Origin of the sequence: Bacillus sp. LNXM65 (genome assembly GCF_002998575.1) — a bacterium.
In the GTDB taxonomy this organism is placed as follows: Bacteria; Bacillota; Bacilli; order Bacillales; family Bacillaceae; genus Bacillus.
The window spans coordinates 1-23,830 of the sequence record NZ_PVRB01000003.1; the positions used below are offsets into that span (position 1 = coordinate 1).

Consider the following 23,830-nt stretch of genomic DNA (forward strand, 5'->3'; position numbering starts at 1 on the left):
GATTGCCACACACCTAGCGAAGCTAGGCTAGGTGTGTGGGAGGCCTTTTTCATTAAATCCCATCCATCATAATTACGATGAAAATAAAAAAGATTGTAGAAAAACATGAGTTTCTCTACAATCTGAGAAGACTACAGTCATGTAGTCTTCTTTTTTACTGCTCCAAACTTTCCTTCAATTCCTTCTTCACTGTAGCCAAACTATTATCATCAAGCTGATAATAATAGATGTTATTGATGCGTGCTCCTGTTCCTTTCAGCTCGTGCTGCTCCACACGCTGTCTTGCGTCACGGTAGTCATTCATCATCGTCCACATATCATCAAATGACATGTTGGTCTTCATATTGTTTTCCACGACTTTGAACATATCGCCGAACTTCGTAATAGATGAAATGTTTGCCCCTTTTGCAATGATGCCTTCAATGACTTGGCGCTGCCTTTGCTGACGTCCAAAGTCACCCTTTGGATCTTGCTTTCTCATTCTTGTGTAGGCAAGGGCTTGATCACCATTTAGATTAATTTCTCCTGTACCAAATGAATGGCCGTCATAGCTGAAAGCAAATGTGCTGTTAACTGTAATGCCGCCAAGTGTATCGACAATATCCTTAAAGCTTTCCATATTGACTTTCACAAAGTAATCAACAGGTACATCAAGCAATTCCTCTACTGTATCTGCTGCCATTTGTGTGCCGCCGAATGCATAGGAGTGGTTGATTTTATCCATTGTGCCTTTTCCGACAATTTTTGTATACGTATCACGCGGGATACTCACCATCTCGGTCGTTTTGGTTTTTGGGTTAACGGTCATGTATATTAATGTATCCGCACGACCGCGGTCATTCTTTCTTTCATCGACACCCATAACTAAAATAGAAATCGGGTCTTTCTTATTTAAATCGACATCTTTGTCACGCTTATCTGACTTCTTTAAATTCTCCTGAATGCCTGCCACGGTTGATGCTGCTGTATTCCAAAGATGATATGCATATCCGCCAGTTGCTAATACGAATAAGCCAATAATCGATAAAACAATCCAAAGAACCTTTTTTTTCTTTCGTTTTCTTTCAGCTCTCATAATGTCCCTCACCTTTTCTATGATTCTTCCATGATTATAGGTTTACGAATCTTGATAAACAAGTTATTTTTTTACTCTGAACCTAGATATAGACGTTGTAACAAAAAAAAGGTTTCAAAAAACCTTAAATTTACCTTAAAATATTAAGTTATAAGACGATACAAAGACATGAGGTGAAAAAAATGAAGAAAATCGTCGTTTTACCGTTCTTAATACTACTACTTGGTATCGTGCTCACAGCATGTGGAACGGCTGAGCAGTCCTCGGGAGAAAACAAGACAAGCAGTTCAACTCCTCAGGTGCTGGAAGAAAAAGCTGAATTTATTGGAATGGCTGATGCACATACAGTCGAAGTGAAAAAAGTGAATACGACCTTAAGCTATGAATTTACGGATAATTTTAAAGATGTGTTAAATGAATTCAAACCAGGAGACACAGTAGAAATCTCTTACTTTATCAATGACAGTGGTCAAAAGGAAATTCAAAAGATTGAAAAACAGAAGTAAAAAAGATGGGCGGGATGAACAAAATTGAAGAAAACAGGCGTTACACTTATTGTTCTCATGACACTGACTCTACTAGTCGCACCCTTTCAGTCTGCCATGGCTAGCTCGACAATTTCAGTGAAATTGTCTAATTATATCGGAAATAAAAAAACGATGGATCTATCCACAGCTGGAGAATACAAGCTGTCAGGATCGAATGTGGCTGTCACGAAAAGATATGATGGCAAAAATCGATACGAAGTTGCTAATAGCATCGCGTCTGCCGGCTGGAAGAATCCATCAACTGTTGTCATTGTGAGCCGTGATGCATTTGATCACGCCATTTCTGTATCACCGTTAGCTTACAAACTAGGCGCACCCATTTTGTATACGAACATTGAAAGACTGACAAAAACAACTGAAAACCAGCTGAAGAAAATGAAGCCGGATAACATCCTGATCATCGGTAACACGAAAAGTATTTCCACAGCTGCTGAGAAATCTATTAAAAAGTATGGCAAAGTCAGACGTATTAGTGGAAAAGACAAGTTTGAAATCTCTCAAAAAATCGCTAAAGAAATGGGTAACTATAAGCAAGCTGTCGTTGTCGGCGGAAACTCATTTATGAATGGGATTGCGATTGCATCCTATGCATCGAGAAAGGGATATCCAATCCTGTTAACAAAAAAAGATTCCATTCCGTCTTACAAGCTGCCAAGTAAAGTCATCATCATCGGCAGTACGAAAAGTACGGGACAAAAAGTAGAGAATCAAATTAAAAAAACGTCACAGGTGACAAGAATCAGTGGTGCCAATCGCTATGAACTATCTGTGAATATTATTAAGAAATTAAATATCAATGCAGATAAAGTTTATTTGGCAAAAGCCTCTAGCTATATTTATGCTATGCCGCTGTCTCAATTGGCTGCAAAGTCTAACAGTACCGTTGTGTATGTGAAACCAGATTCTGTCACAGCGTCACTAAAAGCACTGCTGAAACAAAAGGGTACATATGCTTATCACCTTGCTGGTAGCACAAGTGCGATTAAAGATAGCTTGAAAAACTCATTAGCTAAACAAGTCTATCTGAAAAAAAATCAAAACTACCAATTGAATATTTCTAACGGAAAAATTTCATTAAAAGGCATAAAGACGTATAACACAGTAAGAGTTGTTCCTGAGAAATATTCAACGAAAAATGTCCTTCAAATTGCAGGGAAGCCGTACTTAGGCAGCGTCAACTTTGCAATTGAATCAGGTTATATCAGGCCGACTCTCGAAAATATTCCATTTGAAGACTATCTAAAAGGCGTAGTACCAAATGAAATGCCTGCAAGCTGGCATGTTGAAGCGCTAAAAGCACAGGCAGTTGCCGCTAGAACGTATTCAGTGAAAAGTATTGGAAAAGTCGTACCTGATACAACTGCCTTCCAAGTATATGGAGGATATAACTGGTACACGAATTCGACAAAAGCTGTCGATGCCACAAAAGGGAAGGTACTGAAATACAACAATCAGCTCATTTCAGCAACCTATTATTCTAGTAATGGCGGTTATACAGAGGCAAGTGAAGAAGTGTGGGCAAATGCACTGCCGTACTTAGTGGCCAAAAAGGATACAAAAGATCCGGTCAATGCATGGACGCTAAAACTCTCTAAAAAACAACTAGGCACAACATTGACTGCTAGCACAGCAGCATCTCAGTGGTCTAAGACAAAAGAGACAAATGCAGCGGACCTTGCTGGTCTCAAATCATGGCTACTCAAAAACAAAGAAACAGCTGCATCTGATATGAAGATTGCATCCATCTCAAGCCTGACATTCTCAGGAAAAACAAAAGGCCAGCGTGCGAAGACGGTATCGATCAAGCTGACATATCATCTGAAAAATAAAACAGGCACGTATGCAGTAAACAAAAGCACAACGGCAAGTATGAAGATGACCGAGTTTAGATCCGTCATGGGCGCAACAAAGGTGAAAAGCACATTTGCGTCTGTCAAAAACAATACAAATGACTTTACGATTTCAGGAAAAGGATATGGTCACGGCATTGGTATGAGCCAATACGGAGCCAAAGCTAGAGCAGAATCTGGAAACTCATATTCTTCCATACTTTCGTTCTACTATCCAGGTACAAAACTAACAAACTATTAAAGGGTTAAAGGAGGACATAGATGATGCGCTCAAGCATGAAAACAGCCATCCTCAGCCTTATCGCCATTTTCGTTATTGTTCCGACAGCTTCAGCAGATAATTCCGTCTCACGAATTGATGGCGGGAGCAGATATGCTGTAGCAGCAAACGTAGCGAAAAAGGGATGGGGAACTGCAAGTACAGTCGTTTTAGTAGGGAAAACTGCGTATGCAGATGCAACAGCAGGGATTCCACTTGCACACCAAAAAAATGGACCAGTTCTTTATACAAACAGTAAGAGTCTTTCGGGTGACACGAAAAAAGCCCTAAAGGCTTTAAAAACAAAGACAGTTATCGTTTTAGGCAGTACATCAAGTGTGTCGAACAACGTAGTCAACGAAGTGAAGAAAATGGGTATCTCTACACAACGTATTTCAGGAAAAAATCGATATGAGCTATCTGCAAATATCGCGAAAAAAATGAAAAAGCCAGCAGGCGTCGTTGTCGTTGAAGGTTCCTTCTATGCTCATGGGATTGCAATTGCACCGGTAGCAGCACAAAAAGGATTCCCAATTCTCTACACAGATAAAAAGGGACTTCGTTCTGAAATCGCTTCTGTTGCAAAAGCAAGCAATGTCAAACAAACCATTGTCGTCGGTGGAGAAAATTACGTCACAAAAGCAGCTTATAATCAATTGAAATCTCCAACACGAATCAAAGGCTCCACTCGTTATGACGTTGCCGCTAATATTGTGAAAAAGTATAATATGAGCACGTATAATACCTATGTAGGAAGAGGTTTTGGCTATGCCACTTCATCTTCTGCTGCAGGGATCGCAGCGAAGCAAAACAAAGCATTGCTTCTAACGAATGAAAAGACATTACCAAAAGTAACAAGAGCAACAATTAGCAGTAAAAAAATCACCAAATTTACTGTCGTAGGCAGTACAAATACGGTGACACCAACTGTTGTGAATCAATTAAAAAATCCTGTCGTCGGAAAAAAAGTATTCATTGATCCAGGTCATGGTGCACATGATTCAGGAGCTGTAGGCTACGGTTTATATGAAAAGAACTTGAATTTAGATGTAGCAAAACGTTTAAATACGAAATTAAACAACGCTGGTGCACTTGTTACCATGTCAAGAACATCAGACACATTTGACAGTCTTCAAACACGAGTGAGCAAAGGTGCGAATGCGAAAGCAGATATCTTCATTAGTGTCCATGCCAACTCAAATGATAACAGCAGTGCAAACGGAACAGAAACGTATTATGACAAAACCTATGCGTCTGCAAACAGCTTGAAGCTTGCGCAAAACATTCAGCCTAAAATGGTCAGTGCACTTGGTACAAGAGACCGTGGTGTGAAAACAGCTGGATTCTACGTGATTAAATATTCTAAAATGCCGAGTGTTCTTTTAGAAACTGGTTTTGTGTCCAGTCCAGTTGATTCAAACATCTTGAAATCTGCTACGTATAAAGATCGTTTAGCGTCAGGCATTTCAAGCGGTGTGTCAGGTTACTTTAGATAAGAAAATACAAACATGAGGGGTGCCTCAGATACTCCTCTTAGGCTGCTCGAGAACGTCTCTCGGCAGCCTTTTTTCAAAAGTCTATGAAGTGATCGGGTAATCAATAATGTGTCAAGTTAAAAATACATTTCATTTTTGGTTATCTTTGTTATAATTGAAACATAGAAGGTGAATGGTTTACGCATGAATCTTCAAGCGACAGCAAATCGACAAATCATGAAGAGGTGACGATCTTGAAAAAATTAATCACAATGCCGTTTCTAGTATTGCTTCTAGGTGTATTACTTACAGCATGCGGCACAACAAATCAATCAAGCGACAACAATAAGGATGACAGCAAAAAGGAAACAACCGAAGCGGCTGATCAAAAGAAAGAAAATGCTTCAGAGGAAAAAACAGAAGATCAGTCATCTAATGAAAAAGCAGATGATCAAAGCAAAGAAACAGCTGCTCAAAAAGAAGAGCAAGCTGGTCAATCTGATGAAGCGGCAAAAGACAGCTCAAGTAAAGAAATCACAAAAGAAGAACCTGCTAAGGATCAATCAAAAGCTGATTCTAAAACAAAGAAAGAATCAACAACAAATAAGAAAAATGAAGTCACCAAAGAAGGCACATATGTCGGTTTGGCTGATGGACATACCATTGCTGTGAACATTGATGGCAAAGAAGTAGCTATTCAGTTCGGAAATGCGTTTTCTAAACAAGTGAACAGCTTAAAAGAAGAATCAAAAGTGAAAGTAACCTATACAAAAGATGCAAACGGAACCCTTCGATTAAAAACCATCGAATCCGTCAAAGCAAAATAAAGAAAGACCCGGAGACCCGCAGAATTGCGGGTCTTTTTTACGTTGAAATGGGCATAATTTGATATAAGTGCACATTCTTAACACAGTTTTACAAGACTTAACAGCGCATTTACATTTGCTTAATGTTGCTCTGATAAACTGACTTTCATAGAACATCTCTTTACACAACAACTACTTTAGATGGTGAGGTGCAGGTCAGTGAGTGCAGAGAAAGCGATGAATCTTTATAGAGAATATGAAGTGAGACGAAACCACTCTTTTGCCTTAACAGAACATATGGTTCGTTATTTATTTGCAAAACGTTTCATAGATTTAATGTTCTCGTTCATCGGATTGATGTTGAGTACGCCAATCATTTTGCTGTTTGCTCTCTTGATTAAGCTGGAAACACCGGGATCAGCCTTTTATATGCAGGAGAGGGTCGGGAAAGACGGTGTTTACTTTAAATTATGGAAGCTCAGATCGATGAGAACCGACGCTGAAAGCGGAGGAGCGAAATGGGCACAAAAAAATGACCCGCGTATCACCAAAGTGGGAGCCTTCATTCGTAAAACAAGAATCGATGAACTTCCGCAATTTATCAACGTGTTAAAAGGAGAAATGAGTATCGTAGGTCCGCGGCCGGAAAGACCGATGTTTACCGCAGAATTTAATCGGACGATTCCAGGTTTTACGAAAAGATTAGCGGTCAAGCCGGGATTGACAGGTCTTGCTCAAGTAAATGGCGGATATGAAATGAGTCCGAGCGAAAAATTAACGCACGACTTACAGTATATTCAAAACTTGACATTTTCTCTCGACACGAAGATTATGGTAAAAACGTTAAAAGTCATCATGACGGGTGACGGAGCCAGATAAGTAAAGTAGGGAAGAGAAATGGCAAGTATGAAAAAACGCATGCTAGGCGGGGCAAAATGGACAAGCTTGTCCGCATTCATCATTACGATTATCCAAATCGCACAGTTCGCTTTTTTAGGGAACGTGATGTCACTGAAGGAGTTTGGACTCGTTGGCATGATCACAACTGTCACAATATTTACGCAGATTTTACTTGATCTAGGGATTGGGGCAGCGATCATCCAAAAGGAACAAACAACAGAACGTCAATTATCTACATTATATTGGATCAATTTGCTCACTGGAATTGTCTTATTCTGTTTACTCATTCTAGTAAGCCCAATGATTGCCGCCTTTTATAACCGGCCAGAGCTGGAGGGTTTGCTCAAACTATTATCCATCATGTTTCTGATTGCACCAATTGGCCAGCAATACCAATACATGATGCAAAAGGACTTAGCCTTTAAAACATTAAGTACCATTGAAGCCATTGCAACCATGATATCGCTGTTTGTTTTACTCGCTTTGGCCTTCTTCATCAATCCGATTATTGCCTATGTCATTTCTCAAGTGCTGCTGCAATCAGGAAAAGGGCTAATGTATGCCGCAGCTTATTGGAAGAAGTGGCGCCCAGCACCTGTTTTTGCATTAGGGGAAGTGAAAGAATTTTTCTCATTTGGAGCATTTCAGCTCGCATCCAGACTGGTCAATCGAGCAGGATCGAACATAGACATGATTTTAATTGGCCGTTTTCTTGGAGCAGAAGCATTAGGTATTTACAGCTTGGCGTATCAAATTGTAACGATCCCGGTGCTGAAGATTAACCCAATCGTGACGAGAGTGGCTTTCCCTGTTTTCGCAAAAAGTCAGCGTGATCACTCCATGCTGCGAGAGGGCTTCCTCAGTATGACGAATATGCTCGCATTGATTAGTTTTCCATTATTAATCGGTCTTGCTGCCGTATCAGATAGCTTTATAGAAGTAGTGTTTGGAGAGAAATGGCTCGTAGCCGTTCCGGTTCTTAACATTTTGTGCATTGTCGGCCTTTTGCGTGTGCTGATGAATCCAAACGGTTCAATACTTCTTGCCAAAGGGAGAGCGGACTTAGCCTTTTATTGGGATACGGGGATGCTCATCGTGTATGGATGCGCCTTATATGCAGGTGTCAACACAGGCAGTCTGCTCACAGTAGCTTGGGTTTACTCAGGTGTCAGCCTGCTCAACTTTATTGTTGGCAGATGGCTCATGGCGTATGTCATTCAGCTTGATATGAAGGTGTATTTAAAATCACTTGGAAAGCCTGCTGTCATGACGCTGTTGATGGCCGCCTGTGCGGTTTTCTTGCATCAAGGCATGAAGCTGACGTCAGCGGATATTTTACTTCAATTAGGATTGACGATTTGTGTCAGTGCTGCATTGTATGGCTTGCTGCTCATCAAAATGTATCCGCAGGTGGCAGGCAGATTATTGAGAAGAGGTCGTTCGTCATGAAGGTGCTATGGCTGACAAGTGTATATCCTAGTGAAAAACATCCAAGTGAAGGTGTATTCCATGAAACGCAAGTGCAAGAGCTGCTCAAACAAGGAATACAAGTGACCGTCGTATGTCCCAATCCGGTAATTCCACCGGTTTTGCGGATGCTGAAGGCGTCCTATCGGCAGAAAAAAAATCTGCTTGAACAGGAAGTGAGAAACGGAGTGACAGTATACAGGCCGCCCTATACAGCGCTCCCTGGACAGCTGAAATGGGCACAGCCGAGTAAACGAATAGCGGCTTCTGTTCTAGGCGCCATGCAGCGTTTTCAGCTGTCACCAGATTTTATCCATGCGCACTTTGCGATGCCGTCTGGCGGAGCGGCGGCTGTGATTCAGAAAGAAACGCAAATTCCTTATCTTTTGACCTTACATGGCAGTGATGTGAACGTGTATCCGGGCTATAGCAAAGGGGCACATGCAGCCTTTGAAACGGCGGTGAAACAGGCATCTGCTGTTCTGACGGTGAGCGAGGAGCTTGCTAAAAAGACAAATGACATGACAAAGGTGGAAGCGCAATGTCTCCCGCTCGGTATTCCGCTTCAGTCATTTTCTAAAACGGAAGAAGATCAACAAGGCATCAGGAAAAAGTTAGGCTTACCCCTTCACGACAAGCTCGTTGTCTTCGTCGGGCGATTAGTCAAAGAGAAGGGCTTACTTGAATTAGCTGATGCTGTCAGCGGCATGGATGGTGTGAAAGCAGTCTTTGTTGGAAAAGGCCCCCTTGCAAAGGAGCTGGAAGAACGGGCTGAAGCATCCATTGTACTCCCAGGACAGGTGCCGAATGAGCAGGTGAAAGACTACTTAATGGCAGCCGATCTGTTTGCACTTCCTTCCTATAGTGAAGGAATGCCTACCGTCGTCCTAGAGGCGCTTGCTTTAAAAGTACCTGTCATTGCGACACGAGTCGGTGGTCTCCCATCTTTATTTTCTAGCTATCAACACCTGCTCGTTGATCCGCGTTCGACGAATCAGTTAAAAGAGGCCATTCACGCCTATCTTTATGAAAACAGATGGAATGAGCGAGTGAAGAACGATCTTCATCAAATCGTTCACACAGAATATTCATCAGCAAATAATGCGAAACAGCTCATACAGCAATATGAAAAGGTGCTTAATCAATCAATATCCATCGTTTAAACAAGATGAAATGTGCAAAGAATGATAGATAGATAAACAGCTTGGAACGGACAATATGCTTTTACTGAGAGGATGAAAAATGTTGAAGAAAATTGCTGTGATTGGAACAGGGTATGTCGGGTTAGTATCGGGTACTTGTTTTGCTGATATCGGAAATCGTGTCATCTGCTGTGACATCGATGAATCAAAAATCAACAGCTTAAAAAGTGGTGTCGTTCCCATTTATGAACCGGGTTTAAAGGAATTGATTGAAAAGAATACGGAGGAAGGAAGACTGTTTTTTACAACCAATATTCCTGCCGCTATCAGGGAATCAGAGATTATCTATATTGCTGTAGGGACACCGATGACAGCACAGGGGGAAGCAGATTTAACGTTCGTGAAAGCCGTCGCTCAAACAATTGGTGAATCCTTGAATGGATACAAAGTCATTGTGAATAAAAGTACGGTTCCCGTGGGCACAGGTCGTCTTGTTAAGGCCATAGTAGAGAAAGCTTCACGAAGTAAATACCCCTTTGACGTTGTGTCAAATCCAGAATTTCTTAGAGAAGGCTCTGCTATTAAAGATACGATGAGTATGGAGCGAGTGGTCATAGGGTCTACAAGCTCTCATGCATTGGAGATCATTAAGGAGTTACATGAACCATTTCAAACAGCAGTGGTTGAAACCAATCTAGAAAGTGCAGAGATGATTAAATACGCAGCAAATGCGATGCTTGCAACCAAAATTTCCTTTATCAATGATATTGCCAATATTTGCGATCGGGTGGGCGCAGATGTTGAAAAAGTATCAGAAGGCGTTGGCCTAGATAGCCGAATTGGGCAGAAGTTTTTAAAAGCTGGAGTCGGGTTTGGAGGTTCCTGCTTCCCAAAAGATACCAAGGCGCTATTAAAAATAGCTGAAACAGTAGGCTATCGTTTTAAACTAATTGAATCAGTTGTCGAAACAAATACACATCAACGAGCGTATCTCGTAAAGAAATTGATGGATGTCTATGGTGAAATAAAGGGGAAAACGATCTCTGTATTAGGATTGGCATTTAAACCTAATACAAATGATTTAAGATCCTCTCCTGCTCTTGATATTATTCCAATGCTGCAAGATCTAGGAGCTTATGTAAAAGCGTATGACCCAATTGCTCACTTAGAAGCGAAGAAGATCCTTGGGAACCAAACGATATTTAGTGACAATCTATATCAAACAATAGAACATTCAGATGCCTGTTTAATCTTGACTGAATGGGAAGAAGTATTAAAAATGGATATGGAGAAAGTCAGAAGACTACTTCAACGTCCAGTTATCATTGATGGACGTAATATATTTGAACCAGAACAAATGAGAAAAAACGGTTTTATTTATCATTCGATCGGTCGTCCTCATGTACAGGATGTTAAGATGTTATTAGAAGCTTGATTTTAGGAGGAACTTGGATGAAGAAAGTATTGGTTACTGGAGGTAGTGGATTTATAGGTTCACATACTGTTGAAAAATTAATAGAAAAGGGATATGAAGCCATCGTGCTTGATAACTTTTCAACAGGTAGGAAGGAAAATATTGCACATTTATCTGTTCCATGTATTGAAGAGGATGTAACAAAACCAGAAGTGATTGAAATCATTAAACAAATCGCACCAGACTACATCATTCATCTTGCTGCACAAGTAAGTGTCGCAGTATCGGTCAATGATTATATATATGATCAAGAAGTGAATATTAAAGGATCTTTGCATGTGATCAAAGCGGCTTCAGAGGCTGGTGTCAAGAAAGTGGTATTTGCCTCATCAGCAGCTGTCTATGGAGATCCAGTGTATCTGCCAGTAGACACCGCTCACCGGCTAAAGCCTGGTTCGCCTTATGGGTTATCGAAACTCACAGTAGAGCGATACTTAGAAATGGCAAAATCACTGTATGATGTGGACTATTGTATTCTTCGGTACAGCAATGTTTATGGTCCGCGACAAGACGCACTTGGCGAAGGTGGAGTTGTCTCTATTTTCTCTGATAAGTTTGCAAAAGATGAGGCTCCTTTCATTTTCGGAGACGGGGAACAAACAAGAGATTTCATTTATGTAGGTGATCTAGCAGCAGCGAATGTTGCGGCTTTAACAGCTCAATCAAACGTTTGTTTAAATATTTCATGTGGTGATTCGATTACTGTGAATGAGCTGTTTCAAACGATGAAGCGGGTGACGAGGTCGCATCTTGAACCAATTTACAAGCCGCAGCGTGCAGGAGATATTGTGCATAGTACATTGGCAAATGAGGAAACGAAACAAGTCTTAGCATGGGAGCCTGTTGTGAGTTTACAGGAAGGTTTGGCTCGTACCATTTCCTACTATGAACAGGAAGTCAAGGCTTAATCCCTCAAATCGGATGGGTTGCTTAGGAGGAAAATGGGTATGAGTGTGAAACAAACAGCATGGCAAATCATGATTGGATGTATTTTGTTTGCAGCAGGGATCGGGCTTGTACAAATGGCATCCGCCCAGCCCGTCGGGTTAAAGAAGATGGTGGCTGTTCCGGTTATACTTTTGATCCTGTCGGCTGCTCTCGTGTTGATGAAGCTATACATGAATGGTGAGCAAATCTTCATGTCAGCCATCTATCTTTTGATTGCATTGACTTTTCTCAACAACGCTTTCTTTTCTATTAGTGCCGGATTCTTTAGTCTTTTTCTCTACCGTATTATGCTTATCGCCGTCTTTGCTTTATTCATATGGCGGATGAGAGATAAGGGGACGTACATATCGCAGTGGCAGCAGATTCGTGTCAAAGGAATTCTTGGTTTTTTCGCTGCATGGTTTCTTTACGGGCTCATCTCACTGCTTTGGGCTCATTCGGTCACAGACGGCCTGAAATATATGTCCCTGCTTGCAATGGGGATGGGGTTTGTCTTTCTTGTCGTCATGTTCATTCAGCGAATGGATCAAGTGGTGACCTTTTATAGCATTTGGCTGGTCATGACTGTGTTTGTGATGGGGATTGGTTTCTATAATCACTTTACATTGAACCATTTACCGAATACCTCATTGTATCTAGGACCAGCGTATAAACAGCACTATCCTACATCTGTCTTTTTTAATCAAAATGACTTTGCGACGTTTTTATCGATTAGTTTCTTTTTATATCTAGCGTGCATGCGTCAAATGAAAAACGGTTATATCAAAGCGTTTGGATTATTAGGGGCAATCGCCGCACTGTATCTCATTTTGTTAACCGAATCCCGAGCCAGTCTGCTTGGCATATTTGCAGGAGTGGCGGTCTATGTATGGCTGCTGCTGCCGCGATTTCTCAAAAAGTGGTCAATCATTGCAGCAGGCGGACTTGTAGTCATCGGTATCGCTGTCTTTTCAGCCAAGATTTATTCGGTTTTTTATGACTTGTTTCTCGCTTCTCAGGTCGCACATTCTTTTAGTGAACCACTCCCGTCTAACATCGCGAGAGCGAATTTGATTAAAAATGCTTGGCACTTCTTTACGAATTCATACGGATTCGGGGTTGGAGCGGGGAATGTGTCTTACTACTTAGCTCACTTTTCGATCTTTGATACAGACCAGGTTGTAGAAGTGCACAATTGGCTGCTGGAATTGATGACGAACTTTGGGTTTGCAGTCATGCTGGGCTATATCTCAGTATACGCCTATCTCATGTTCACACTGTACAAACAATACCAATGGGCTGACACAAGATCGGCAAAAATGATCATTGAGGGGTTGTTTGCAGCCATGCTGAGCTTTCTCGTTTCAAGTATCAGTCCTAGCTCCGTCTCGAATTTATATTTCCACTGGGTATTTTTAGGACTGGTGATCGCAGCGGTGAATATGTTGAAAAATAAACAACGACTCAAGCTGTGGTAAACCGTGTGTATGGCTACACTAGTGAAAGAGCAAATACGTCAATGTTGGGAGAATGAACATGTCTGGTTTCATATCTAGGATAGGGAAGCGAATCAAAAAGTACATCGTATGGCTCATCCTGCTGCCTGTCATATTAGGCGCCTTTGGTTTCTTTTTTGCTAAAGGAACTACGCAGCAGTCCAGTTACACAGCTGCTATTACCCTCACTCTTGGTAAATATGATGATGGGGTGTATAACAATATGGCAGAAGTGACATCTCTATTAAAAAGCGATGCATTTCTAAATGAAGCACTCAGTGATGTCAAAGAAGAAGAAAGGCAGGATGTGAAAACCCGTCTCATCCTTACCAATCAATCAGATACACAATTACAGCTGTCTTTCACAGATGCCAATAAGGATCGCGCTTTGGCTGTCGTGAAGCAGGTGTCGGATACATTTCTTAAGCAAGACAAAGCATTATTTACAAAAAGGCAGCAGGTGATTGAAAGTAGATTAGCTGCTCTTGAAGACGAATCTGTCAGCAATGATTCCAAAGTCGATAAAGAACGATTCTTATATGAATTGGAGTCGACAAAGCTTGGAATGAAGCAGGCAAAGATTGTCGATCCTGCACAAGTACTTGATGAGGGCAATAAAGGCATGTCAGCCAAAAAACGTGCACTGCTTGGGCTTGTCATTGGCTTTAGCATCTCGCTCATGTTTGTGGTCTTACCCGAAGTGTTCAAAGAATCTTAATGATGAACTGGAGATGAGTCTTAGGTGAACAATCAACCGTTAGTATCCATCATTACACCGGCGTATAATGCGGAACGTTATTTAACGGATACAGTTCATTCCGTCCTTGCCCAAACCTATTCCAATTGGGAGCTGATCATTGCAGATGATTGTTCTACAGATGGAACGAGAAAGCTATTAGGGGATTTAAGTCAAGCGGACGACAGAATCAACGTCATTTATTTAGAGGAAAATGGGGGAGCTGCCATTGCTAGAAACGCAGCCATCAACCAGGCAAAAGGGCGCTTTATTGCTTTTTTAGATAGCGATGATAAGTGGAAAGAGACGAAGCTTGAAAAACAGGTAGACTTCATGCTGACAAATGATTATGCCTTTACATTTACGGCATATGACATCATTGCAGAAAATGGAGAACCGTTAGAAAAAACCGTCATTGCGCCAGCGAGATTAGATTATAATGAAGCCTTGAAAAATACCATTATCGGCTGTTTAACGGTCATGCTTGATCTTCAAAAGGTAGGACATGTGGAAATGCCGAACATTCGCACAAGGCAGGATTTAGCTACATGGCTGTCTATATTAAAAAGAGGATTTACAGCCTATGGTATGAGCGAACCGCTCAGTGAATATCGCATCGTTGGAAACTCCATCTCTAGCAACAAGTGGAAAGCAGCGAAAAAAACGTGGTTTGTCTACAGAGAAATTGAGCAGCTTCATTTTGTCAAAGCGTCCTGGTGTTTTATGCACTATGCGACAAATGCTGTGAAGAAGCGCTTATAAACAGAAGGGAAAAAAGGTGATAAAGGTGAAAGCAGACTCGATCATACATGTTGTCGTAGCGACGGGAGAATGGGGACAGGACGGACTGAGGTACAGACGGCATCGGTTGGCCGAATTTTTAGCATCTGATCCGGAAACGAAAGAGGTCATCTGGGTATGCCCGTCATCATCTCGTCATACAGCTCCCTTTCAGCCCATAACAGATCGAATGAAGCAATTGGCCATTCCTGATGTGCTCAAGAGTAAATTATTTCGCTTTGGCCGATATCAAGACATGTTCTATATTCATAAATTGTCCCCTCTTCTTGAGCATTTGCGGATGGAGGAAAAGAAGGGGATTGCTGTTTGTTTATGGTATACGTTTCCGGGCTTTCCGCTCTTATCTTCCTTATTTGAATGGAAACACATTGTCTATGATTGCAGTGACCTGTGGGGAGAGCCGATAAGCGGCAAACACAACATTCTTTCTTATATGAGGCAGCGTGTCATTGTCAAAGCAGAAAATCGAATCATTAAATACGCACACAGCATTACATGCTCTTCTCAATATTTACACGATCAAATCAAAAAACGTCTTATGGGAGAACCGAAAGATGTGTTTACTGTGGAAAATGGCGTCGAGTACGATGTATTTGCGAAAAGCAATCTTCCATGTAAAGAAGATGTGCTGGAAGGAAGAGAAGGAACCGTGCTTGGTTTTATCGGAGGAATCAAGCCAAAGCTCGATTTTGACATGATGGCTGAAGCTGCTCGCATGCGGCCTGATTGGACATTTTTATTTGTCGGTCCGGATGGAACGAATGGAGATCCATCTTTTCAGCATGCACTCAAACTGCCAAATGTGATTTGGACAGGAGCTGTTGCACCAGAAGAAGTACCTGCTTATATGAAGCTGATTGATGTAGGCATGATGCCATACAAACAATCCCCTTACAATCAAGCGGTGTTCCCTCTCAAGCTTTATGAATTTTTAGCAGCTGGAATACCGGTTGTCGGTTTAAATCTCCCGTCAACGGAAAGGCTAAAAGAGAAGGATGTGTATGAATATTTAGAGGGCGATGATCCTGCGCTCTTCGTAGAAGCCTGCCTGAAAGTGATCAGCAAAAAAGACGACACGACCTATAGACATCTAAGACAAAGCCGTGCAATGAAAAAAGATTGGCACGCGCTGTTCACAAACATGGTGGAACTAACGAATATTAAAGAAAACGCATAATTCATTCGGGATTGTGCGTTTTTATTTGTTTCTTCTTCACCGGGGGAGCTTGTGATCATCCTCTATTCAATTGTATAATGGAAAGAGCGGCCAATATACAAAATACAGATTTCAATTTAGAAGGAGACTGACCTATGGATTACGAACGCGCCTTATTAGCGTTTTTTGTCTCTCTGGCTACAGTTTTAATTGTGACACCAATCGTCAAAAAGTTTGCAATTAAGATTGGTGCAGTGGACCAGCCGAATAAACGAAAAGTTCATGATAAAGTAATGCCTCGAATGGGTGGTTTGGCAATTTTTATTGGGGTAGCGGCTGGAGCATTAGCAGGCGGGCTGTTTCTACATAATAAAATTACAGCAATTTCAGTTGGTGCCGTACTCATCGTCATTTTAGGTATATTTGATGATAAATATAATTTAAGTGCAAAATTTAAATTTCTCGTACAAGTTCTTGTTGCTTGTTTGATTGTGAGCACAGGCTTAAAAATGGATTTTTTCTCTGTTCCTTTTTTAACAGATCGAATTGAGTTAGGCTGGATGGCATATCCCCTCACCGTGCTATGGATTGTCGGCATCACAAATGCCATTAATTTAATTGACGGTCTTGATGGACTAGCTGCCGGTATTTCTGTCATCGGTTTATCAACGATTGCAGTGATGGCATTCTCTGCTGATAAGATTCTGATTCTTTCTTTATCTCTTGTCGTCATTGGCAGTACGATCGGCTTTCTCTTTTACAACTTTCATCCAGCGAAGATTTTTATGGGGGATACTGGTTCGCTATTTTTAGGGTATATGATCTCGGTGCTGTCACTTTTAGGATTATACAAAAGTGTCACTTTGTTTAGCGTCGTTGTCCCTGTGATCATTCTAGGTGTTCCTATATTTGATACGACCTTTGCAATCATTAGACGCATATTAAACAAACAGCCGATTTCAGCGCCGGACAAATCCCATATTCATCATAGACTAATGGCCTTTGGCTTGTCCCATCGCATGGCGGTTATCGTGATTTACATGATTGGCTTAGTCTTTAGCTTAAGTGCGATTTTGCTGACAAGCGCCACCATTTGGTTATCGCTCATCATTATCTTTTTACTGGTAATGTTTATGCAAGTGATTGCGGAAGTCACGGGTTTGGTCAACGAAGAGTTCAAACCATTTACGAAATTCTATAAACGAATGGTGAAAAGACAATAAAAAACAGCCCGTTCCTAGGAACTGGGCTGTTTTTATTATTGTCCTGGTGTGCTGGTCGAAGGATTAGTTGTATCACTTGACCCTGTTTCACCAGAGGGTGGATTGGTTTGTGAATCTGTTTCACTCGAAGATTCAGCAGGAAGCTTTAAATGCGTCCGTAATTCATTTTGTACGTTAGCTAGATTGGTTTGATCTGGCTCAAAGTAATACGTTCGATTTGGTCCTAAATAAAGGTCTGTTCCTTTAATAGAAAGTGTTTCTGTGTCGTTTCCTTTAAATCCGCTGTAGATTTGCTGAAGCGCAAGACCTTCTGTGATACGGAAGTTGGTTGTAATGTGATCACTTACTTCTTTAGCGATATTATCGACGTTCGCAATGTTATTTGCCTTCGACATTTGATCAATCATTGCGCGTAAAATTTGTTTCTGACGATCATTACGTCCGAAATCACCGCGTGGATCTTGTTTTCTCATCCGCGCGTAAGCAAGTGCTTCTTCCCCGTTTAAATGCATATTGCCTTTTTTGAAGTAAATCTTTTTCGATTTTTTCACATCACTTTTTTCATTGAAGTCAAATGGAACATCGATATCAATTCCGCCGACTTCATCAATAACATCCTTGAATCCGTCAAAATCAACGGTTGCATATTTATCAATCGGAATATGCAAGAATTGTTCGACAGTTTCAATCGTCTCGTCTTTTCCACCTTTAGCAAATGCTGCATTGATCTTTTCTTTATTTCCTGTCGTGTCACTTGCAAGCTGTACGCGTGTGTCACGAGGGATACTAACCATTTTCATCGTTTTGTCTTGAGGGTTAATCGTTGCGACAATGAGTGAATCTGAACGGCCATGATCACCATCTGTGGCATAATCCTCAATTCCGACAAATAGTACAGAGAAAGGTTTCTTCTTAATATCAATGACCGCATCACGAAGCTTCGATTTCTCTCCTCGGTCTAGCTCATCATATGTTTTGTCAGCAGCCTGAAGTGTATTGACTATTTTATATACTGCAAATCCGCCCATGCAGATGATAAGAAGTAAAAATAAGACCAGGATACGTTTGAAAATTTTCTTCTTCTTACTCTTTTTCTTTCGTACACGCACTCTTACTCGTTGTGCCATTCATCTGTCTCCTTTATCGGACCAATGTCCTTTTCTAAATAAATCAGTTCGCCTTCTTTTGTAACACTCTTTCCATTTGTCAGCTCAGTCATCCATTCAATGAACTGCTCTGTTTGTGTTTCTTCTACATACGTCTCAAAAATAACATCTTCTGCATAATGAATTTCTTTTAGCTGAAAAGATGAGGCTCTAAGCTCATTCTCTACCTTTCCAAGCCATGTATAATCTATTGTTGTGTGCATCGTACGCATTAAACAGCGTTCTACCATACCAACATGGTTGATGGCTTCTGATACAGATTTTCCGTAGGCACGAATCAATCCACCGGCGCCTAGCTTAATACCGCCGAAATAACGAGTGACCACTACGACTGTATCTTTCAGCTTCCGTTTTTTTAACACTTCAAGCATTGGCACACCTGCTGTACCGCTTGGTTCACCATCATCATTCGCTTTTTGAATCAGGTCATGTTCTCCAATGAGATAGGCAGAACAATTATGTGTGGCATTCCAATGTTGTTTTTTAATGGATTGTATAAATGCTTGTGCTTCTTCTTCTGAGACAGCACGCTGTATATGACAAATAAAACGTGATTTTTCAATGACGATCTCATGCTCGCCACGACTTTTTACTGTAAGATAGCGATTCAGCAAAAGACTTACCCTCCTGACAAGCAAATTGTAAGACTAGAGAAAATTTGCATTGATTTTAGAATTTTACAGCGTATTTTGTTATGATGATAGGGGCGGAAAAAGGGTCGTCATAAAAACTTCATGATTTATACGCATTCTTTCATTATAATTCGACATAAAATGCAGATCAATGACATTTATAATAAAAAAAGATGACATCACTGTTACGGGAGGGAAAAGCCATGACAACACCTAAAATGGATCCGAAATTATTGGATTCAATCATCATGAAAATGCTAAGTACAGTTGATGGCAGCAAGGACGAAGTATTTAGGATAGGCGAACAGTCCCGTCAACAATATGAAAGCCTAGTAGAAGAGCTGAAGCAAATCAAGCAGCAAGTAAACGAAGTAATTGATTTTGGGGATAAACTCGAAGTCCATACGAGACATGCTAGAAATCGCTTATCTGAGGTCAGCAGAAACTTCAACAAATTTAGCGAAGAAGAAATACGGGAGGCCTACGAAAAAGCACATAATCTACAAGTGGAACTCACCATGATCCAGCAGCGCGAAAAGCAGCTGAGAGAAAGAAGAGACGATCTGGAAAGACGATTGTTAAGCCTGCAAGACGTCATTGAACGCTCTGAAACGCTTGTGAGTCAGATCACAGTTGTTCTCAACTATCTCAATCAGGACTTACGCCAAGTTGGCGTGTTACTTGAAGATGCTCAGGCAAAACAAGATTTTGGACTAAGAATTATTGAAGCCCAAGAAGAAGAACGCAAAAGGGTGTCCCGGGAAATTCATGACGGTCCGGCCCAGATGCTGGCAAACGTGATGATGCGTTCCGAATTAATTGAACGGATTTTCAGAGACCGTGGGACAGAAGAAGGCTTTAAAGAAATTAGAAGTCTCAGACAGAATGTGCGAAATGCTCTGTACGAAGTGAGAAGAATCATTTATGATTTAAGACCAATGGCTTTAGATGATTTGGGTCTCATTCCGACGCTAAGAAAATATTTAAACACAATCGAAGAGTATGATGGAAAAACCAAGATTACGTTCCAATGCCTAGGGGATACAGAAAGCGAAAGAATTGCTTCTCAATTTGAAGTGGCACTGTTTAGACTAGCCCAAGAAGCTGTCACAAATTCACTAAAGCATTCCGAAGCTGAAGAAATCTCTGTAAAAGTAGAAGTGACGAAAGACTTTGTCACGTTAATTATCAAAGACGATGGAAAAGGCTTTGATATGAAAGATGTGAAAACAAACAAAAACAAATCCTTCGGTTTACTTGGCATGAAAGAACGCGTAGACTTACTGGAAGGTAAAATGACCATAGACTCAAAAATAGGTCTAGGGACATTCATCATGATTCGCGTGCCATTAACATTGCAAAATAAAATTGTAAAATAGAGACAAAAGACATATTGACCATAAAGTTCAGGTGTAGAACAATAAACATGGGGAGGCGTAGCTTGTGACTAAAGTAAATATTGTAATTATTGATGATCACCAATTATTCCGTGAAGGTGTCAAACGGATTTTAGATTTTGAACCTACTTTTGAAGTAGTTGCAGAAGGAGACGACGGTGACGAAGCTGCACGTATCGTAGAACACTATCATCCGGATGTTGTCATTATGGACATTAATATGCCGAATGTAAATGGTGTAGAGGCTACAAAGCAGCTAGTTGAGCTTTATCCCGAATCAAAAGTCATTATTCTATCTATTCATGACGATGAAAACTATGTGACACATGCATTGAAAACAGGGGCAAGAGGCTACCTGTTAAAAGAAATGGATGCAGACACGCTCATTGAAGCAGTGAAAGTCGTAGCTGACGGAGGATCTTATTTACATCCGAAAGTTACTCATAACTTAGTAAATGAATTCCGACGCCTAGCGACTAGTGGCGTTTCAGCACATCCGCAGCACGAGGTATATCCTGAAATTCGCAGACCACTTCATATCTTAACGAGACGTGAGTGCGAAGTTCTTCAAATGTTAGCTGACGGAAAGAGCAATAGAGGAATTGGTGAGTCGCTCTTTATTAGTGAGAAAACAGTCAAAAACCACGTGAGTAACATTTTACAAAAAATGAATGTAAACGACCGTACACAAGCTGTTGTTGTAGCAATTAAAAACGGCTGGGTAGAAATGAGATAATGTTCCGGACAAGTACTCCTTTTTCGCCTGTTTTTGGTTCTCTCACATGTTAATTGGAGAGAATTGATAGGTAGATAAGGAGTCTTTTTCGGATATAACGGGCTTGCCTATTGATTAGGCAGGCTTTTTTGATTACTATTATAAATCTAATGAATAACAATGATCATTCTTTGAAAATAAAAAAGAGCAACTTAACGGATAAGGAAGGTATTTAAGAATGAAAATAGCCATTGTAACAGACAGTACTGCTTATATACCACAAGAACTGCGTGATAAACATCATATTCATATGATCCCTCTTAATGTCATTTTTGGCAACGAATCATACCGTGAAGAAATAGAAATGGATTGGAAGACATATTATGAAGAAGTCAAAAAGCATAAAGACCTTCCAACCACCTCTCAGCCTGCTTTCGGTGAGTTAATAGAATTATATGAAAAACTAAGTGAAACATACGATGCCGTGATTAGTATTCACCTTTCAAGCGGAATTAGTGGAACATATAATAGTGCAGCCTCAGCAAATGACCTAGTTGACGGGATTGATATTTATCCGTTTGATACAGAAACTAGCTGTATGGCGCAAGGTTTTTATGCGATAGAAGCTGCTGAAAAAATCCAAGGTGGTGCTTCTCTAGAAGAAGTGTTAGCCCATCTCAATTATCTGAAAGAGAATCAGAGAGCTTATTTTATGGTAGACGATTTAACTCATTTACAAAGAGGCGGCAGATTAAATGGTGCTCAGGCTTTTATTGGGAGCCTCTTAAAGGTAAAGCCTATACTGCATTTTGACAACAAGCTAATTGTCCCTTTTGAGAAGATTCGTACACGGAAAAAAGCCATTTCACGTATTTTTGAATTATTTGACGAAGATGCATCACGTGGTGTCCCGATGAGAGCAACACTGATACATGGTAATAGAGAAGAAGAAGCAGACGACTTAATTGCGCACTTATCAGAAAAGTATCCTCATGTTGAATTTTATAAAAGCTACTTTGGTGCCGTGATTGGCACTCATCTAGGCGAAGGCTCTATAGCTCTTGGCTGGGTGATTAGATAAATCTTAAAAAACCTCTTTTCTAATAGAAAAGGGGTTTTGTTTTTCTATTTTAGCTGTTGGACGAAAGGTCATGTCTTTGCGCATAATAGGCAAACATCAGTTGAAAGGTGTTTGGTGAAATTGAACATGGACAAAGCAATGGAACTAAGGCAGCAACTGCAGTCACGCCACCTGCTTACCGCTGAAACAAGATGCTCACAGTCCGATTTGGATTGGTTGGTGGAGAAAGGGTTAGTCATCCGAACACCTGCTATTGAGAGGAAAGCAAATGGTCTTACTTGCTGTAGATGTGGTGTATCAAAAAAGCGGTACTTTGCCCACACTCCGTGTGACATGTGTCAAAAAGATTGTGTGTACTGTAGATCATGCATCATGATGGGGAAAACAACGGAATGTGGCTTTCTTTATGAATGGACGGGTCCACAAATGGAAGAAACATGTCATACGGAATTAACATGGCAGGGAAACCTGTCTAAAGGACAAAAAAGGGCGTCAGAAAAATTGATCGAAGCGATAAAAAACAAATTTGATCTACTCATCTGGGCAGTTTGCGGGGCAGGGAAAACAGAGGTGCTTTTTCACGGAATTGAATATGCCTTACATCAAGGAATGAGCGTCTGCATTGCGACACCTAGAACAGATGTTGTCCTTGAACTAGAGCCGCGGCTTAAAAAAGCATTTCAAGGAATGAAAATAGCTGTTCTTTATGGAGGAAGTCCTCAAAGGTTCCAAATAGCACCGCTAGTGATCGCCACAACTCATCAGTTGATGAGATACAAACTTGCATTTGATGTGCTTATTATAGATGAAGTCGACGCCTTTCCTTATTCAATCGATGAACGTCTCCAATTTGCTGTTTTAAAGGCAATGAGAAAGAAAGGGGTTAGGGTTTATTTAAGTGCGACGCCCTCTAAGAAAATGAAAAGAGATGTATCTCGTGGACAACTAGAAGCCATAAAAATTCCTCTGCGCTTTCACCAACAACCGTTACCTGTCCCGTCCTTTCAATGGATTGGACATTGGAAGAAGAAATTAAAAAAGAACCAGCTCCCACCTAAAGTAATGAATTGGATGCAGAAACATATCACAAAGAAGAGAAGGATTTTACTTTTTGTTCCTTCTATTTCGACCATGAAGAAGATAACGAAGGTCCTTAGAGAACACCGCTTAAATGTGGAGGGGGTGTCTGCTGATGATCCAGACAGGAAACAAAAGGTCCAGCACTTCAGAGATTATAAATACGATGTACTAGTTACAACCACCATTCTAGAAAGAGGCGTTACCATTCCAAATGTTCAAGTGGGGGTACTAGGTGCGGAATCTACTATCTTTACAGAGAGTGCACTTGTTCAGATTTCTGGTAGAGCAGGTAGACATCCCGATTTTTTTAAAGGAGATGTAATCTTTTTTCATTTTGGTTTAACGAGAAGTATGAAACAAGCAAAGAAGCATATCGTAAAAATGAATGATACAGCTGCAAAAGAGTTTTCTGAAAAATAATGTG

General features: G+C 40.8%; 21 protein-coding genes. 18 read left to right on the plus strand and 3 right to left on the minus strand.

What is annotated here, in order from left to right:
• Positions 1-154 precede the first annotated feature (154 nt).
• Positions 155-1,075 carry a polyisoprenyl-teichoic acid--peptidoglycan teichoic acid transferase TagU gene (tagU, locus tag C6Y03_RS06075; RefSeq protein WP_106039027.1) on the minus strand — a complete coding sequence of 307 codons (921 nt, stop codon included), beginning with the start codon at positions 1,073-1,075 and terminating at the stop codon, positions 155-157.
• A 182-nt stretch (positions 1,076-1,257) separates the two neighbouring features.
• Between tagU and C6Y03_RS06080 the strand changes: the two genes are divergently transcribed.
• The 14 genes from C6Y03_RS06080 (at position 1,258) to C6Y03_RS06145 (ending at position 17,335) form a co-directional block, all read left to right on the plus strand.
• Complete coding sequence (locus tag C6Y03_RS06080; protein WP_024423640.1) at positions 1,258-1,581, plus strand: hypothetical protein; 324 nt, start codon at positions 1,258-1,260, stop codon at positions 1,579-1,581.
• Positions 1,582-1,605: 24 nt separating this feature from the next.
• Positions 1,606-3,714, plus strand: a complete 2,109-nt coding sequence (locus C6Y03_RS06085; protein WP_106030569.1) for a SpoIID/LytB domain-containing protein — start codon at positions 1,606-1,608, stop codon at positions 3,712-3,714.
• Positions 3,715-3,737: 23 nt separating this feature from the next.
• Positions 3,738-5,228, plus strand: coding sequence for an N-acetylmuramoyl-L-alanine amidase (locus tag C6Y03_RS06090; protein ID WP_106030731.1), 1,491 nt, complete (start codon positions 3,738-3,740; stop codon positions 5,226-5,228).
• A gap of 233 nt (positions 5,229-5,461) precedes the next feature.
• On the plus strand, positions 5,462-6,034 hold the full coding sequence (locus C6Y03_RS06095; RefSeq protein WP_066031672.1) for a prolipoprotein diacylglyceryl transferase: 573 nt from the start codon (positions 5,462-5,464) through the stop codon (positions 6,032-6,034).
• Between the two features lie 198 nt (positions 6,035-6,232).
• A complete protein-coding gene (locus C6Y03_RS06100) occupies positions 6,233-6,892 on the plus strand; it encodes a sugar transferase (RefSeq protein WP_066031673.1) in 660 nt (219 codons plus the stop codon).
• 18 nt (positions 6,893-6,910) lie between these two features.
• A complete protein-coding gene (gene tuaB, locus C6Y03_RS06105; protein ID WP_106039028.1) occupies positions 6,911-8,362 on the plus strand; it encodes a teichuronic acid biosynthesis protein TuaB in 1,452 nt (483 codons plus the stop codon).
• Entirely contained in the window at positions 8,359-9,543 is a 1,185-nt protein-coding gene (tuaC, locus tag C6Y03_RS06110; protein WP_106039029.1) for a teichuronic acid biosynthesis protein TuaC, read from the plus strand. The genes tuaB and tuaC overlap by 4 nt, the downstream gene beginning before the upstream one ends.
• 79 nt (positions 9,544-9,622) lie before the next feature.
• Positions 9,623-10,957, plus strand: coding sequence for a UDP-glucose 6-dehydrogenase TuaD (gene tuaD / locus C6Y03_RS06115; protein WP_066031676.1), 1,335 nt, complete (start codon positions 9,623-9,625; stop codon positions 10,955-10,957).
• A gap of 17 nt (positions 10,958-10,974) precedes the next feature.
• Positions 10,975-11,904, plus strand: a complete 930-nt coding sequence (locus C6Y03_RS06120) for an NAD-dependent epimerase/dehydratase family protein (RefSeq protein ID WP_066031677.1) — start codon at positions 10,975-10,977, stop codon at positions 11,902-11,904.
• 39 nt (positions 11,905-11,943) lie between these two features.
• The gene (tuaE, locus tag C6Y03_RS06125) at positions 11,944-13,401 is read left to right on the plus strand and encodes a teichuronic acid biosynthesis protein TuaE (protein ID WP_106039030.1); all 1,458 of its coding nucleotides are present in this window, start codon (positions 11,944-11,946) and stop codon (positions 13,399-13,401) included.
• Between the two features lie 58 nt (positions 13,402-13,459).
• Complete coding sequence (gene tuaF, locus C6Y03_RS06130; RefSeq protein WP_106039031.1) at positions 13,460-14,137, plus strand: teichuronic acid biosynthesis protein TuaF; 678 nt, start codon at positions 13,460-13,462, stop codon at positions 14,135-14,137.
• 24 nt (positions 14,138-14,161) lie between these two features.
• Entirely contained in the window at positions 14,162-14,917 is a 756-nt protein-coding gene (gene tuaG, locus C6Y03_RS06135) for a teichuronic acid biosynthesis protein TuaG (RefSeq protein ID WP_106030564.1), read from the plus strand.
• A 19-nt stretch (positions 14,918-14,936) separates the two neighbouring features.
• The gene (gene tuaH / locus C6Y03_RS06140; RefSeq protein WP_066031804.1) at positions 14,937-16,133 is read left to right on the plus strand and encodes a teichuronic acid biosynthesis protein TuaH; all 1,197 of its coding nucleotides are present in this window, start codon (positions 14,937-14,939) and stop codon (positions 16,131-16,133) included.
• A gap of 134 nt (positions 16,134-16,267) precedes the next feature.
• Entirely contained in the window at positions 16,268-17,335 is a 1,068-nt protein-coding gene (locus C6Y03_RS06145; protein WP_034660156.1) for a glycosyltransferase family 4 protein, read from the plus strand.
• 35 nt (positions 17,336-17,370) lie between these two features.
• Here the strand turns inward: C6Y03_RS06145 and C6Y03_RS06150 are convergent, their stop codons facing one another.
• Together C6Y03_RS06150 and C6Y03_RS06155 are read right to left on the minus strand one after the other, a co-directional pair.
• On the minus strand, positions 17,371-18,462 hold the full coding sequence (locus C6Y03_RS06150) for an LCP family protein (RefSeq protein ID WP_060597401.1): 1,092 nt from the start codon (positions 18,460-18,462) through the stop codon (positions 17,371-17,373).
• Positions 18,447-19,115, minus strand: coding sequence for a YigZ family protein (locus C6Y03_RS06155; RefSeq protein WP_012011434.1), 669 nt, complete (start codon positions 19,113-19,115; stop codon positions 18,447-18,449). Before C6Y03_RS06155 ends, C6Y03_RS06150 begins: the two co-directional genes overlap by 16 nt.
• Positions 19,116-19,336: 221 nt before the next feature.
• Here C6Y03_RS06155 and degS point away from each other — a divergent pair, with 221 nt between their 5' ends.
• From degS to C6Y03_RS06175, 4 genes are all read left to right on the plus strand, one after another.
• Positions 19,337-20,512, plus strand: a complete 1,176-nt coding sequence (degS, locus tag C6Y03_RS06160) for a two-component sensor histidine kinase DegS (RefSeq protein ID WP_003213166.1) — start codon at positions 19,337-19,339, stop codon at positions 20,510-20,512.
• A gap of 64 nt (positions 20,513-20,576) precedes the next feature.
• Complete coding sequence (degU, locus tag C6Y03_RS06165) at positions 20,577-21,266, plus strand: two-component system response regulator DegU (protein ID WP_008348273.1); 690 nt, start codon at positions 20,577-20,579, stop codon at positions 21,264-21,266.
• 217 nt (positions 21,267-21,483) lie between these two features.
• Positions 21,484-22,326 (plus strand): DegV family protein, encoded by an 843-nt coding sequence (locus tag C6Y03_RS06170; RefSeq protein ID WP_106039032.1) that lies wholly within the window; start codon positions 21,484-21,486, stop codon positions 22,324-22,326.
• 120 nt (positions 22,327-22,446) lie between these two features.
• Positions 22,447-23,826, plus strand: a complete 1,380-nt coding sequence (locus tag C6Y03_RS06175) for an ATP-dependent helicase ComFA (RefSeq protein WP_142393300.1) — start codon at positions 22,447-22,449, stop codon at positions 23,824-23,826.
• Positions 23,827-23,830 lie beyond the last annotated feature (4 nt).